Origin of the sequence: Hyphomicrobium sp. 2TAF46, assembly GCF_052114865.1 — a bacterium.
Taxonomy (GTDB): Bacteria; Pseudomonadota; Alphaproteobacteria; order Rhizobiales; family Hyphomicrobiaceae; genus Hyphomicrobium_B.
This window is the reverse complement of the sequence record NZ_JBFRFO010000007.1, coordinates 139,983-153,944: the sequence shown is the minus strand read 5'-3', so window position 1 is coordinate 153,944 and position 13,962 is coordinate 139,983. Positions and strand designations below refer to the sequence as shown.

General features: G+C 59.2%; 11 protein-coding genes and 1 riboswitch. Of the genes, 7 read left to right on the top strand and 4 right to left on the bottom strand.

From position 1 onward, the window contains the following. Window positions 1-8: 8 nt before the first annotated feature. Window positions 9-1,298, bottom strand: a complete 1,290-nt coding sequence (gene aceA / locus AB4Z24_RS15690) for an isocitrate lyase (RefSeq protein ID WP_441710056.1) — start codon at window positions 1,296-1,298, stop codon at window positions 9-11. Between the two features lie 150 nt (window positions 1,299-1,448). On the opposite strand from aceA, the gene AB4Z24_RS15685 reads away from it, so the two are divergent. From AB4Z24_RS15685 to AB4Z24_RS15660, 6 genes are all read left to right on the top strand, one after another. Further along, the gene (locus AB4Z24_RS15685) at window positions 1,449-2,867 is read left to right on the top strand and encodes a short-chain fatty acyl-CoA regulator family protein (protein WP_441709719.1); all 1,419 of its coding nucleotides are present in this window, start codon (window positions 1,449-1,451) and stop codon (window positions 2,865-2,867) included. A 23-nt stretch (window positions 2,868-2,890) separates the two neighbouring features. After that, entirely contained in the window at window positions 2,891-3,385 is a 495-nt protein-coding gene (gene rraA, locus AB4Z24_RS15680; protein ID WP_441709717.1) for a ribonuclease E activity regulator RraA, read from the top strand. A gap of 174 nt (window positions 3,386-3,559) precedes the next feature. After that, window positions 3,560-4,744: a bifunctional 2-methylcitrate synthase/citrate synthase gene (prpC, locus tag AB4Z24_RS15675; RefSeq protein WP_441709715.1), complete on the top strand. Its 1,185-nt coding sequence runs from the start codon at window positions 3,560-3,562 to the stop codon at window positions 4,742-4,744. A 95-nt stretch (window positions 4,745-4,839) separates the two neighbouring features. Next, a riboswitch (cobalamin riboswitch) is annotated at window positions 4,840-5,059 on the top strand. Window positions 5,060-5,163: 104 nt separating this feature from the next. Next, on the top strand, window positions 5,164-8,022 hold the full coding sequence (locus tag AB4Z24_RS15670) for a ribonucleoside-diphosphate reductase subunit alpha (protein ID WP_441709713.1): 2,859 nt from the start codon (window positions 5,164-5,166) through the stop codon (window positions 8,020-8,022). Window positions 8,023-8,048: 26 nt separating this feature from the next. Then, window positions 8,049-9,173 (top strand): ribonucleotide-diphosphate reductase subunit beta, encoded by a 1,125-nt coding sequence (locus AB4Z24_RS15665; RefSeq protein WP_441709711.1) that lies wholly within the window; start codon window positions 8,049-8,051, stop codon window positions 9,171-9,173. A gap of 481 nt (window positions 9,174-9,654) precedes the next feature. Next, the gene (locus tag AB4Z24_RS15660) at window positions 9,655-9,912 is read left to right on the top strand and encodes an EF-hand domain-containing protein (protein WP_441709709.1); all 258 of its coding nucleotides are present in this window, start codon (window positions 9,655-9,657) and stop codon (window positions 9,910-9,912) included. Window positions 9,913-10,011: 99 nt separating this feature from the next. Here AB4Z24_RS15660 and AB4Z24_RS15655 read toward each other — a convergent pair whose 3' ends face one another. Then, a complete protein-coding gene (locus AB4Z24_RS15655) occupies window positions 10,012-10,653 on the bottom strand; it encodes a Hint domain-containing protein (protein ID WP_441709707.1) in 642 nt (213 codons plus the stop codon). After that, window positions 10,578-11,123 (bottom strand): hypothetical protein, encoded by a 546-nt coding sequence (locus AB4Z24_RS15650; RefSeq protein WP_441709705.1) that lies wholly within the window; start codon window positions 11,121-11,123, stop codon window positions 10,578-10,580. The genes AB4Z24_RS15655 and AB4Z24_RS15650 overlap by 76 nt, the downstream gene beginning before the upstream one ends. Window positions 11,124-11,751: 628 nt before the next feature. On the opposite strand from AB4Z24_RS15650, the gene AB4Z24_RS15645 reads away from it, so the two are divergent. Then, window positions 11,752-12,237: a hypothetical protein gene (locus AB4Z24_RS15645; protein WP_441709703.1), complete on the top strand. Its 486-nt coding sequence runs from the start codon at window positions 11,752-11,754 to the stop codon at window positions 12,235-12,237. A 775-nt stretch (window positions 12,238-13,012) separates the two neighbouring features. Here the strand turns inward: AB4Z24_RS15645 and AB4Z24_RS15640 are convergent. Beyond that, a complete protein-coding gene (locus AB4Z24_RS15640) occupies window positions 13,013-13,897 on the bottom strand; it encodes an alpha/beta fold hydrolase (protein WP_441709701.1) in 885 nt (294 codons plus the stop codon). Window positions 13,898-13,962: the final 65 nt, after the last annotated feature.

The following is a 13,962-nucleotide window of genomic DNA, read 5'->3' as shown; positions in this document are numbered from 1 at the left end:
CTGTCGCTCTATTCCGCTGCGGGAACCAGCTGTTCGGCGTGAAACTGTGCGGTTTCAGTTGATTCCGACATCGCGGTCGTCGAGGATTTGCCGCCAGTTATGGCAAGCGACACGGCATCGAAATAGCCTGTGCCGACCTCGCGCTGATGGCGCGTTGCCGTGTAGCCATCGGCTTCGCTTGCAAATTCCGCTTGTTGCAGTTCGGAATAGGCGGCCATGCCACGATCGCGATAGCCACGCGCCAATTCGAACATGCCGTGGTTCAGCTGATGGAATCCGGCAAGCGTGACGAACTGGAACTTGTAGCCCATGGCGCCGAGCTCTCTTTGGAACTTGGCGATGGTCGCGGGATCGAGCTTCTTCTGCCAGTTGAAGGATGGCGAGCAATTGTAGGCGAGCTTCTTGCCGGGGAACTTCGCATGTACCGCTTCGGCGAAACGGCGCGCATCGGTTAGGTTCGGCGTAGACGTCTCCCACCACAATAGATCGGCGTAGGGCGCATATGCGAGGCCACGCGCGATGCAGGCGTCGACGCCGTGGCGCAATGTGTAGAAGCCTTCCGGCGTGCGCTCGCCCTTGACGATGAATTCCCGGTCGCGTTCATCGATGTCTGAGGTGATGAGTTTCGCCGATTCCGCGTCGGTGCGGGCGATGATGAGGGTCGCGACGCCCATGACATCAGCGGCGAGCCGGGCTGCGACGAGATTTCGGATGTGCGCGGCGGTCGGGATCAAGACCTTGCCGCCAAGGTGCCCGCACTTTTTTTCCGATGCTAGCTGATCCTCGAAGTGCACGCCGGCGACACCAGCCTCGATGTAAGCCTTCATGATCTCAAAGGCGTTGAGCGGTCCACCGAAACCTGCTTCCGCATCGGCGACAATTGGTGCGAACCAAGTGGCTACGCTTGTCTTGCCTTCCATGTGCTCGATCTGATCGGCGCGCTGAAGTGTCCGATTGATGCGACGCGCCAGCTCCGGCCCGGCGTTCGCCGGGTAAAGGCTTTGATCGGGATACATGGCGCTCGCCGTGTTGGCGTCAGCTGCGACCTGCCATCCGGAAAGGTAAATCGCCTTCAGGCCGGCGCGCACCATCTGCATCGCCTGGTTGCCGGTGACGGCGCCGAGCGCGTGGACGAAAGGCTCGGCATTCAGAAGATGCCAGAGGCGCTTGGCGGCGAGGTCCGCGAGCGTGTGACGGATCGGGACGGAGCCCCGCAGTTTTTTGACGTCGTCAACCGAGTACGGCCGCTCGATGCCATGGAACCGGTCGGGGGCGGCGTCGATCCCGAGTTGAATCATTTCCGACGTCTTCATGGCTTGATCCTCGCTTGCCAAATGATCCGATATTCGCAATATCCGCATTATTGAAACGCGCGAAACGCCTGAATTTGCGGAGATTTGCGAGGGCATGGCTGCGAATTTGCGAATTTTGCGAATGCGGAGGCAGGCATGAGAAAAGCCTTCATGGGTGTCCGCCTGAAACGGCTGCGTGAGGAGCGTGGCTTGACGCAGGTCGCCTTGGCTAGGGCGCTGGAGCTCTCTCCTAGCTATCTCAATCAGCTCGAAAAAAATCAGCGGCCGCTGACGGTTCCGATTCTGCTCAAAATCAACGCCGTGTTCGGCGTCGACGTGCAGCTCTTCTCGGAAGACGAAGAGGCGCGATTGATTGCCGACCTGAAAGAAGTGTTGGCCGATCCGGGGCTTGGCGAGCAGATCGCGTTGACTGAAATTCGCGAGATCGCATCGAACATGCCGGCCATTGGGCGTGCGCTGGTCGCTCTGCACACGCGCGGCCAGCAAGCATCTGAGCGCGCCGATGCGCTCGCATCACGTTTTGGACTTGAGGCGAGCGACATCGAGCCCGCGCCTCTGATGCCCTACGAGCAGGTACGCGATTATTTTTACGCGCACCACAACTACATCGCCGAGTTGGATGAAGCAGCCGAGAAACTGTTTGGGCGTGCGAAGCTCATCGTCGGCGACGTGGCGTCCGGGCTCAAGGACTATCTTCGCGTCAAGCACAGCGTCGATGTCATCGTCGCGCCCGCGACCGATGCGCTCTCGCCGCAACGCCGGTTCCATCGCGCACGGCGAACGCTCGAACTCGCAGCAAATCTCTCTCCCGGACAACAGGCGTTCGAGATGGCGACGCAGCTCGCCTTCATCGAGATGGGGGAGGTTCTCGACGCGCTCGCCGAGGATGCTGCGTCGGGCAGCGAAGAGACTTCGCGCCTGGCGCGCATCGGTCTCGCCAACCACTTTGCCGGCGCGCTTTTGATGCCCTACAAGCCATTTCTCGAAGCAGCGGAAGCGATACGATACGATATCGATCTACTGGGACAGCGGTTCGGTGTCGGCTTTGAAACGGTCTGCCACCGCCTGAGTACCTTGCAGCGTCCGGACGCGCGCGGCGTTCCTTTCTTTTTCGTTCGCGTCGATCGTGCCGGAAACATTTCAAAACGGCAGTCGGCCACGGATTTCCACTTCTCGCGCGTCGGCGGTTCTTGCCCGCTGTGGAACGTCTATGAGGCGTTCTCAACGCCGGGCCGCATTCTGACCCAGCTCGCGCGAATGCCCGACGGGCGGACCTATCTTTGGATTGCTCGCACCGTTTCGCGCGGGCACGGCGGCTACGGGGCCCCGGTTAAGACCTTTGCGATCGGTCTTGGCTGTGACTTGAGCCACGCAGGCCGCCTTGTTTATGCGAAGGGACTCGACCTTTCTGACGCTGAGGCGGCAGTTCCAATTGGTGCTGGCTGCAAGGTGTGCGAGCGGCCGAATTGTCCGCAGCGCGCGTTCCCTCCGATCGGGCGCCGAACTGCCGTCGATGAGAACGAGCGCCGTTTCACGCCCTATCCCGTTATCTAATTCCTGCCAGTCGAGAGATTGCGATGCTTTCAGCGACGACCGATATCAGCGACCGTTTCGGCGACGAGGCACGCGTATTAAGTCCTGATCTTCTCGATTTCGGCGGCAGAACGCGCTTTCGCGGTTTCGCCGTCACGATCAAATGCTTTGAAGACAACTCGCGCATCAAGGAAACGCTCGCAACTCCTGGTCACGGCAAGGTTCTCGTCGTCGATGGTGGCGCGAGCAACCGTTGCGCGCTGCTGGGAGACATGATCGCAAGAGACGCGGTCGCAAATGGCTGGGAAGGCGTCGTCATCAGTGGGTGCGTACGCGATATCGCCGCGCTGAAGACGCTGGATATCGCAATCAAAGCGCTCGGGGCGACGCCGCGCCGTTCGACCCGCCGTGGTGAAGGCACGCGCGATATTCCAATAACCATCGCGGGTACGGCGATAAACGCTGGCGACATCGTCATTGGCGACGAGGATGGTGTCGTCATCCTGACGTCTGAGCAAGGCAAAGAACTGACCGCGTAGTAAGCGTGTGCTCTTCTTCTGTTTGCCGATTTACCGGGCCGGCTTCGCAAATCTTCGCATTTTCAGCGCTTTCGTAAATCGTCGCCGTCGCTTGTACTTCGTGAAACGCATACGCCCCCGGCGGTTGCGGCTGGCAATTTTGCCCAACGTCACGACAGCTCATGGAGAACATCGATGGCTTCTGATCTCGCGAATCTTGAACGACCGGCTCAGAAAAAATCGGTTGCACTCTCGGGTATAGTTGCCGGCTCGACCGCCGTATCCTCGGTTATTCCCGGTGGTGATCATCTCAGGTACCGCGGCTATGACGTTCGCGACCTGGCGCTGGGGTGCTCGTTCGAAGAAGTTGCGCATCTCCTCGTTCATGGCACGCTGCCATCTGCGGAAGAGCTCGCGACGTATCAAAGGAAGTTGCGTTCGCAGCGCAATCTTCCGCTCGCGGTGCGTCGCGCGCTCGAAGCTCTGCCAGCCGCGGCGCACCCGATGGACGTCTTGCGCACGGGCGTATCAGCGCTTGGATGCGTCTTTGCGGAAGCGCCAGATCATAAGGCCGAGAACGCGCGCGCGATTGCGGATCGCTTGATCGCATCGGCGCCTTCGATGTTGCTCTACTGGTATCATTTCTCGGGCAGCGGGCGCAGCATCGACGTCGAGACGGACGACGACACCGTTGCCGGACATTTCCTCACGCTCTTGCACGGACGGGAGTCGCACCACCATCAAGTCCGCGCGTTACAGGCTTCACTGGTGCTTTACGGCGAGCATGAGTTCAACGCATCGACGTTCACCGCGCGCTCGATTGCTGCGACGGGTTCCGATTTCTATTCCGCAATCACCGGCGCTATTGGTGCGCTGCGTGGCACCAAGCACGGCGGTGCCAATCAGGCCGCATACGAGGTTATCGTGCGCTATCGGACGGCGGATGAAGCTGAGGTCGATGTGCGCAACCGCGTGGCCAATAAGCAGGTCGTGATGGGGTTCGGCCATCCGGTTTACCGGATTTCGGATCCGCGCACCGAAGTTCTGCGTACGTTGGCGAATGAGCTGGCCGATCGCTCGAACGATCACAAGGTGATGTCCATCGCCGAACGGATTGAGGTCGTCATGGCGGACTCCAAGAACATGTTTGCCAATGTCGATTGGTACAGCGCCGTGCTTTACGATCTTCTCGGCATCCCGGCTTCGATGTTCACGCCGATTTTCGCAATGGCTCGTATTGCCGGTTGGAGCGCTCACATCATCGAACAACGGGAGGACAACAAGATCATTCGTCCGACTGCCAACTACGTCGGCCCGGAAAGCCGAGCCTTCGTCGCGCTTTCCGAGCGTGGAATGCCTTCCCGCTGGCGCGCCGCGTGAGTGCGCGACGTCTTGCCCTTGGAGAAACGCAACAAGACCTGGGGTAACTTTAAAATCCGCGGCACCACATATTGCGTATGGTCAGTGGAATCTGTCTTAATGAGGACATCATAGGTCGCTGGACTTCAACATTCAGCGCTAAGAGGGAACCCGGTGAGCGTCGCTTTTCCAGCGGTGCAATCCCGGGACTGCCCCCGCAACTGTGAGCGGCGAGTTCCTGTCGGACAAAGGTCACTGATGCTCTGCGCATCGGGAAGGCCAGACAGAGAACAACGACCCGCGAGTCAGGAGACCTGCCTGTGATGGTGTTTTCACGTCCTCGGGCGGGGTGTCCTGATGGATTGGTTCATCCCGCCATCGCGCGTGGATGAATGCGCGTACCATGCGGCCCAAGCCCCCTATTATTCAGGGGTTTGCCGATGTCTATCGTAATCGAAGCACGAAGCTCTCAATCCAACCACGTTTCGGGTATCGGCGCACCGAAGGCCTCTACGGAACAGATGTTCCAGGTCATCCGGCGCAACGGCGGCGTGACTCCATTCGACGCTCGCAAGATCACCGTAGCGCTCACCAAGGCATTCCTTGCCGTAGAAGGCGGCCGCGCGGCGGCGTCAAGGCGCGTTCACGAGACCGTCGAGGGATTGACCGAGCAGATCGTTGCGGCGCTGACGCGCCGCGGGGCTCAGGGCCGCACGTTCCATATCGAAGAGATCCAGGATCAGGTCGAGCTTGCGCTGATGCGCAGCGAGAACCACAAGGTTGCGCGCGCCTACGTCCTTTATCGTGAAGAGCGCGCACGCGAGCGTGCTGCGGCCGTGGAAGTCTCGAAGGCGGAATCTGTTCCGTCGATCAACGTCAAGACGCGGGATGGATGTCTTTCTCCACTCAACGAAGACCGGTTGCGTCTGCTGATCGCCGAAGCCTGCGAAGACTTGCAGGATGTATCGGCGGAAGCTGTGCTTTCCGAGACCCAACGCAATCTCTACGACGGCATAACGGTCGATGAGTTGGCGGAAGCGCCTGTGCTTGCCGCACGGACGCTCATTGAAACGGAGCCGAACTATACCTTCGTCGCGGCGCGATTGCTGATGGATCGTTTGCGCAGCGAAGCGCTGTCGTTCGTGACCGGCCGTGAAGAGTCGGCGCGTCAATCGGAAATGGCGGCGCGTTACCCCGAGTACTTCGCGGCGTTCGTCGCGAAAGGCATCGCCGCCGAGCTGCTCGATCCGGAACTGGCGCGCTTTGATCTGGTGCGTCTCGGACGCGCGCTGAAGCCCGAGCGCGACGGCATCTTCCAGTACCTTGGTCTGCAGACGCTTTACGATCGCTATTTCCTGCAGACGCACGGTATCCGCTTCGAGCTGCCGCAAGCCTTCTTCATGCGTGTCGCCATGGGTCTTGCGGTGCGTGAGATCGACCGCGAGGAGAAGGCTATTGCCTTCTATGATCTCATATCTTCGTTCGACTTCATGTGCTCCACGCCGACGCTTTTCAATTCCGGAACCCCGCGTCCGCAATTGTCTTCGTGTTTCCTGACGACGGTGCCGGACGATCTCGATGGCATCTTCAAGTCGATCAAGGACAATGCGCTTCTCGCCAAATACTCCGGCGGTCTCGGCAACGACTGGACGCGGGTGCGAGGTCTTGGTGCGCACATCAAGGGTACGAACGGAGAAAGCCAGGGCGTCGTGCCGTTCCTGAAAGTCGCCAACGATACCGCGATCGCGGTCAATCAGGGCGGCAAGCGCAAAGGTGCGGTCTGCGCCTATCTCGAAACTTGGCACATCGACATCGAAGAGTTTTTGGATCTCCGGAAGAATACCGGCGACGACCGCAGGCGCACGCATGATATGAATACGGCGCACTGGATCCCTGATCTTTTCATGAAGCGCGTCGCAGAAGACGGAGCCTGGACGCTTTTCTCTCCGGATGAAGTTCCGGATCTTCACGATCTCTACGGCACGGCGTTCGCGGCGCGTTACGAAGAGTATGAGAAGAAAGCCGAGCGCATGGAGATGAAGATCGCGCGGCGCGTCCGCGCGGTCGATCTCTGGCGGAGGATGCTGACCATGCTCTTCGAGACCGGTCATCCGTGGATCACGTTCAAGGACCCATGCAACCTGCGCTCGCCTCAGCAGCATTGCGGCGTCGTGCACTCGTCGAATCTTTGCACGGAAATTACGCTTAACACCTCAAACGACGAGGTTGCAGTCTGCAACCTGGGTTCGATCAATCTCTCCGCCCATGTAACGCCGCAAGGTCTCGATCACGAGAAACTTGCGCGCACCGTCAAGACGGCGATGCGCATGCTCGACAATGTCATTGACATCAATTTCTACACGATCCCGGAAGCGCGGCGCTCGAACCTTCGTCATCGTCCGGTTGGTCTCGGGCTCATGGGGTTCCAGGATGCGCTGCATGCGCTTCGCATTCCCTATGGCTCGGATGATGCCGTAGCCTTTGCCGATAGCAGTATGGAGGCGATCAGCTATAACGCCATTTCGGCGTCGGTTGATCTCGCAGCGGAACGCGGCCGTTATCCGTCGTTCGAAGGGTCTCTGTGGAGCAAGGCCATCCTTCCGATCGATTCCATCGACCTTCTTGGCGACGCGCGCGGTGCAGATCTTCGGCTCGACACGTCCGCCACACGGGACTGGGCCACACTTCGCGATCGCGTGCGGACGACCGGAATGCGCAATTCGAACGTCATGGCCATTGCACCCACCGCGACGATCTCGAACATCTGCGGCGTGGCGCAGTCGATCGAACCGACGTTCCGCAATCTTTACGTCAAATCCAACATGTCGGGCGACTTTACAGTCGTGAATGCGTTCCTGGTTCGCGATCTCAAGGCGCGCGGTCTTTGGGACGAGGTGATGGTGTCGGACCTCAAGTACTTCGACGGTTCGCTCGGCACGATCGACCGCGTCCCGGATGATCTCAAAGAGCTTTATGCCACCGCGTTCGAAGTCGATGCCCATTGGCTGGTTGATGCAGCAGCACGCCGGCAAAAATGGATCGACCAGGGTCAGTCGCTCAATCTTTACATCGCGGCGCCCAATGGCCGAAAGCTCGATACGCTTTATCGCCTCGCATGGGAGCGCGGCCTCAAGACGACCTATTATCTGCGAGCCCAATCGGCGACTCACGTTGAGAAATCGACGCTCAAACGCACCGACGGCAAGCTCAATGCGGTCGCGAACCCTGTTTTGCTTGCGTCGCCAGCCGAGGGCAAAGCCTGCTCGATCGACGATCCGACTTGCGAAGCCTGCCAGTAAGAAAATTTTAGAAACGGAGACATTCCATGCTCGACTGGTCAGAGCCAGCCGCCCCTTCGCCGTTGGCCCGCAAACCTGCGCCGATCCTCAACCCGGAAGTTGCGACCGGCCTCGGCAACATCGATCGTCATGGCGGCCGCGTGCGCGTCGACGACAAGGCGATGATCAACGCCCGCGCCGACGTCAATCAGCTCCTTCCGCTCAAGTATCGCTGGGCCTGGGAGAAATATCTGGCTGGCTGCAACAATCACTGGATGCCGACCGAAGTTTCCATGCAGGCCGACATCGCGCTCTGGAAAGCCAAGGACGGCTTGACGGAGGATGAGCGCCGCATGGTGAAGCGCAACCTCGGTTTCTTTGCGGCGTCGGAATCGCTCGTCGCCAACAACATCGTTCTGGCAATTTATCGCCACCTCACCAATCCGGAATGCCGGCAATATCTATTGCGGCAGTCCTTCGAGGAAGCGGTGCATACCCACACGTTCCAATACATCGTTGAAAGCCTCGGCCTTGATGAAGGCGAACTCTTCAACATGTACCGGGAAATACCTTCGATCACCGACAAGGCGGCCTGGGCGCTGGCGTACACCAAGCATCTCGATGATCCGGCCTTCAAGACGGGCACGAGGGAAACGGATCAGGCGTTCCTTCGTGATCTCGTTGCCTTCTATGTCGTCTTCGAAGGGATGTGGTTCTACACGGGCTTTGCGCAAATCCTGTCGCTCGGACGGCGCAACAAGATGGTGGGCATCGCCGAGCAGTATCAGTACATCCTGCGCGACGAGAGCATTCATCTCAACTTCGGCATCGACGTCATCAATCAGATCAAGGTCGAAAATCCCGATCTCTGGACGAAGGCGTTTCAGGATGAAGTCCGTCAGATGCTTCGCGACGCCGCCGGTCTCGAAGCCGCTTACGGCCGCGATACGATGCCGACGGGGCTTCTCGGTCTTAATGCCGCGCTGACAGAACAGTACATGGAATTCATCGCCAACCGCCGTTGCGCGCAGCTGGGCCTCATGCCGGTTTTCAAAGAACGGGAGAACCCGTTTCCGTGGATGTCGGAAGCGATGGATCTGAAGAAGGAGAAAAATTTCTTCGAAACGCGCGTCATCGAATATCAGAACGGAGGGGCGTTAAGCTGGGAATAGGCATTCGCCTAGTCCTACGCCACAATGAAGCGATCACGGATCAGTATCCGGGGTGGCATTCGCCGAAGCGCAATAAGGCGCGGAAAAGCTCGTCAGGTAGCTCCTCGCAATTCCACTCCCGCGTGTCGTGCAGCCCAAAGATTGTTTTGGGCTGCTCACCTTATATGTCGAGCAGGTATCGCCTGTGATCGATGGCCGGTCGCGCTAGCGATCTCCAGCCTTGAAGCGCCGGTCTCCGGGGCGCTGGTCGCGAACCCGTGACGCAACGGGTGTGCAGCGTATCGTCGACCCTTAGCGTGAGGGATTCGAGAAATCGAAAGGCAGACCCGTTCAATTTAACCCAATTCGTTTTCGCCGCTCTTTGAAATCGGCAATCACAATCAGACAACGCTAGTGCGCGATCGTCGCTTCCCGGCATCTACTCGTAGCATGGGCGCCTGAGATTTGGCTTGGGCGTACTTCCCCTAGGTAGGAGAGTTCCATGCGTAGATCCCTCATCATCTGGTCTCTAGCCTTGCTGCCCTTAGCCGCGGGCGTCGGCACGCAAGCCAAAGCTGGTACTCCATTGAACGATGCCGATTGCGCCGCTGCCTGGAAGGAGGCGGGAGGTGCCGACCTCAGCCCCGACAAAGCGAAACCGTTCATCGCGAGCTTCGATCAGGTGGACGTTGACCACGACGGTGCGATCAACTGGGAAGAGTTCAAGGCCGGCTGTTCGAAAGGCCTGGTGACGAAGTAACCTGGCGGGATGGCATTAAGCGCTGTTTTCTGATCGGAGCGCGAATGTTCGCGTTCCGATACATTGAATGGTGGCTAGGCGGCGCCTTAGGCTAATGCACTACGCAATCGCAAAGCTGGGTTCTGATTGTTCCTCAATGCGATCGCGAATCTTATCAAATTGCGTGCGGGTATCGTACCAAGGTGAGATTGCACTTCTCAGCCGCGAACTTAATTCGAAGCGACGGCCTCCACTCCAGAGTGGTGCGAATGGCGTCATCGTTTCTGCAAGCCGAGACTCGACCGGCGCGCCATTTGCCCAAATCACTTGATGATCTTCCAACTCGATGTGGAAATACGTGATCAAATCGCCGTCGTAATCCGAGCAACGCACGATCGATCTGCCATTGACCAAATTGCCGACCGATATAAGGACGCCATCGACGTATAGAGCGTGATTGGGTGAGAGGTAGAGGTCTCTCTGTGGGACGTTCGGACCGAGCGCACCCCGGCACACCTTGATCGGAGCAACGTCGTCACTCCATTTCTCGTCGGCACGACGTTCAGCCGTCCAACTCCGAATTTTCTTAATCGTCCGAGTGCCTCCCGAAATAGTCGGGAGCGTATCTCCCGCACGAAGGTCCTCGACCGTTCTTTCGAAGTCTGCCGTGAGGATCTTGGTGCCCGCTAGAAAGCAAGCGACGCCACCGCCTCCACCCCAGTTAGAGCCACCGCCGCCGGAACCAGGGCCATCGCCTCCCAAACCCCAGTCCCAGCCATTACCGCCGCCGGAATTCCCGCCGCCACCTGCGTTGCCACCGCCGCCGGAATTCCAACCGCCACCGCCACCGCCACCACTGCCGCCGCCAGCACCGCCACCGCCGGAATTCCCGTCGCCACCGCCGGAATTTTTGCCGCCAGCGTTGGCATCGTCACCGCCAGAATTTCCGCCACCAGTATGGGCACTGTGGCCGCCGGAATTTCCGCCAGCACCGGCACCACTGCCGCCTCCGGCACCTCCGCCGCCTCCGGCATCTCCGCCGCCACCGCCGGAACTCCCGCCACCAGCGTTAGCACCGCCACCGCCGGAACCTCCGCCTCCGCCGCCACCGCTGCCACCACCACCGCCGCCTTGGCAGGCGCGGGGGGAAGAGTTGCAAAACCGATTATCAGCGCCATTCCCAGGACCGTCGGCCGGAGGGCTCCAGCCGGCGAAGGCGCTTTTCGCTGCAAAAGTCGATGCGAGAGCCGTCGAAGTAACTATACCCGCAATTGCAATGACGTTGCGCCTAGTTCTTCCACGGCCAACGTTCGTCGCATCGCTTGACTGAGCCATTTGCGTTTCACTCTGAGACATTACACATTACTCGCGACAACTTCGGTGCTCGCCTTGCAAGATGGGTGACAAAGTAGGGCTCGGTTGCAATTTGCGCACTGTTTAACCCTATTCGCGCGATATAACCCTATTAAGGAGCCCCCTGCTGGGCCGCACGATATCAGGAATAAGCCAGACTTGGCATCTTTTTCGATTAACCGACTTCTAACCGGCCATATTGCGACGCACACAGAGTTTTTCCGGCCCTTGGCGGCTGCGGGCGCCGAACTTCCGATAAGCGCTGATCCAAAGTCAAACGCGGTAATCCCGGACAGAGGCCGAGCGGTCGGTGAAACCGACAGGGCTGGCTGCGGCGACGGCTTGGTTTGCGAGCGTAAGTGTTGGAAATGTCTATGACGGAACATCGGTGTACGCGGCATTTATGTCCGTATCACTTTGCGCCCGATTCTAAGCACATTGTGATGTTCAACGTTGGAGAAACCACGGGGGATTTCTCTAGTGAAACATCGATTTGTGCTGATCTTAATGGCGGCAGCCATTGCGAATGTCTGTGTGCACCGCGCCGAGGCGGCGTCGATCAAAATTGCCGGCCAGTCAATGAGCTGCGGCTCCACGCCTGTGTTTTCGGATTCCACCCTTCCGATGGAAGGACGGTTCGTGCCGGGCAGGGGAATCTACGTTAACCAACAACTCATGCAGCGTCAGCCGTCGGCGGTCCGCATGTTCGTGTTCAAGCACGAATGCGCGCACAAAACCGTCGGCGGGAATGAACTCGCCGCCGACTGTGGCGCTGCCCAATCGGGTGCGCGCGAAAAATGGCTGACGCCGGCCGGCGTCGACGCTGTGTGCAAAGCGCTAGCGGGTGAGCCCGCGGGTGGAGGATATCCGTCCGGGGCCACGCGGTGCGCGAACATACGAAAGTGCTACGCCAATTCGTCAGCACAGTTTGCGTATCAGAAATCTACTGTACAAAAATCGGCGGGTAGCGGCCGACTACAGTCCGCGAATTAAAACTCGCGAAGCATAGAAAGTGGCTGACGGAATTTTTTCTGTCAGCCACTTCAATTCGTTTTAGCGGCGGAGACCAGCTCGGAAGCCGCCACGGAAGCCACCACCTCTCCAACCTGCACCGCGCCAGCCCCAGCCGCCACCTCTCCAGCCGACACCACGCCAGCCCACGCCGCGCCAGCCCCAGCCAGCTCCTCTCCAGCCCCAGGGTCTGCGCCAACCCCAGCCAGCGCCTCTCCAACCCCAGCCAGCTCTCCAACCCCAAGGTCTGCGCCAGCCCCAGCCATAGGCTGGGTATGCTGATCTCCAGCCATAGCCATAGCCAGGATATGCTGACCTCCAACCCCAGCCGGCTCCTCTCCAGCCCCAGCCGCTGCGCCAACCGTAACCCGCAGCTACCGGAGCTACTGCTGCTGCGCGCCAGCCATATCCTGTGCCCCAGCCCCAGCCGCAGGCTTCTGCTGATGTAGCAACGGTGCCGGTGCCAAGTGCCAGAGCCATTGCGCATATTGCCAATTTGTTTTTCGAAGCATTTCCGATAGCCATTTGTTTCCTCCTTAAGCTATCCGAGCGCTCGAACGCTCTTCGCGCCAACCGGTGCTGTGCGTTGCAGTTCCATCGTACTTTTTCGTATGCTTAACCAATTGAATGCTTGATAATTCGCGGCGAAATCATCCGTGCAGCAATCGTGGCCCACGACTGTTCGACAAAGCCTGCTGATGTCTGCTGATGGGATCCAGTAGCCGGTCAACGCCCGGATGCTTTCGTCAGCACAATGTCAATCGGCGAAGAACTGCAGAAGAGCTGCGAGCGTCGCCTGAGGCGCTTCTTCGGGAAGGAAGTGTCCGCAATCGAGCGCTTCGCCCTGGAGGAGACCACACGTTTTCTCCCGCCAACATGCGAGCACGTCGAATTGACGTCCCACTGTTCCGCGGCTTCCCCATAAGACAAGCATCGGCGCGCCGATCCGATGCGCCGCGAGGTCGTCTGAGCGGTCGTGCTCGAGATCTATGGTCGCCGCCGCGCGATAGTCCTCACAGGCGGCATGAACAGCGCCTGGAGCGGTGAATGCTTTTATGTAGGCGGCCATTGCCTCATCGGTCATCGCCCCGTCGTTCTTGCACCAGCTGCTCAAGGTTCGGCGCAAGTAGAATTCGGCTTCCGCGCCAATGAGGCGTTCGGGCAGATCGAACGGTTGAATGAGAAAAAACCAGTGGTAGTAGGCTTCGGCGAAATCGCGGTTCGAGTTCGCGTACATGGTTGCCGTTGGTGCGATGTCGAGGACAGCAAGCCGGAGGACGCGCTCGGGATGATCAAGCGCGAGGCGGTGTGCGACGCGACCGCCGCGGTCGTGCCCGGCGAGGTAAAAGCGCTCGAAGCCGAGTGCCGACATCGCGCGTACCTGGTCTACGGCCATCGCGCGTTTCGAATGGTTGAGATGGTTGGGTCCGTCGAGCGGTTTGCTCGATGCACCATAGCCTCTGAGATCAGTGGCAACGACCGTGAAGCGCTCTGCGAGAGGTTTGGCGATCTTGTGCCAGCAAACGTGGGTTTGCGGATAACCGTGCAATAATAGAAGCGGCGGTCCCGATCCTTTGTAGCGTGCGAATATTCTTATATCGTCGCCGGCGTCAATCAGTTCTGATTTGAAGCCTTCAAACATGCTGCTCGATAATGTTTCGGCTGGCGGGGACGACTGTGAAATCGGCGCGGTCTAACTCGTCGATA

Bases quoted from the DNA above. Each gene is read 5' to 3' on its own strand.
- AB4Z24_RS15670 (WP_441709713.1), top strand. From the start codon at position 5,164: ATGTCTATCGTAATCGAAGCACGAAGCTCTCAATCCAACCACGTTTCG.
- aceA (WP_441710056.1), bottom strand. From the start codon at position 1,298: ATGATTCAACTCGGGATCGACGCCGCCCCCGACCGGTTCCATGGCATC.
- AB4Z24_RS15665 (WP_441709711.1), top strand. From the start codon at position 8,049: ATGCTCGACTGGTCAGAGCCAGCCGCCCCTTCGCCGTTGGCCCGCAAA.
- AB4Z24_RS15685 (WP_441709719.1), top strand. From the start codon at position 1,449: ATGAGAAAAGCCTTCATGGGTGTCCGCCTGAAACGGCTGCGTGAGGAG.
- AB4Z24_RS15660 (WP_441709709.1), top strand. From the start codon at position 9,655: ATGCGTAGATCCCTCATCATCTGGTCTCTAGCCTTGCTGCCCTTAGCC.
- prpC (WP_441709715.1), top strand. From the start codon at position 3,560: ATGGCTTCTGATCTCGCGAATCTTGAACGACCGGCTCAGAAAAAATCG.
- AB4Z24_RS15645 (WP_441709703.1), top strand. From the start codon at position 11,752: ATGGCGGCAGCCATTGCGAATGTCTGTGTGCACCGCGCCGAGGCGGCG.
- AB4Z24_RS15640 (WP_441709701.1), bottom strand. From the start codon at position 13,897: ATGTTTGAAGGCTTCAAATCAGAACTGATTGACGCCGGCGACGATATA.
- rraA (WP_441709717.1), top strand. From the start codon at position 2,891: ATGCTTTCAGCGACGACCGATATCAGCGACCGTTTCGGCGACGAGGCA.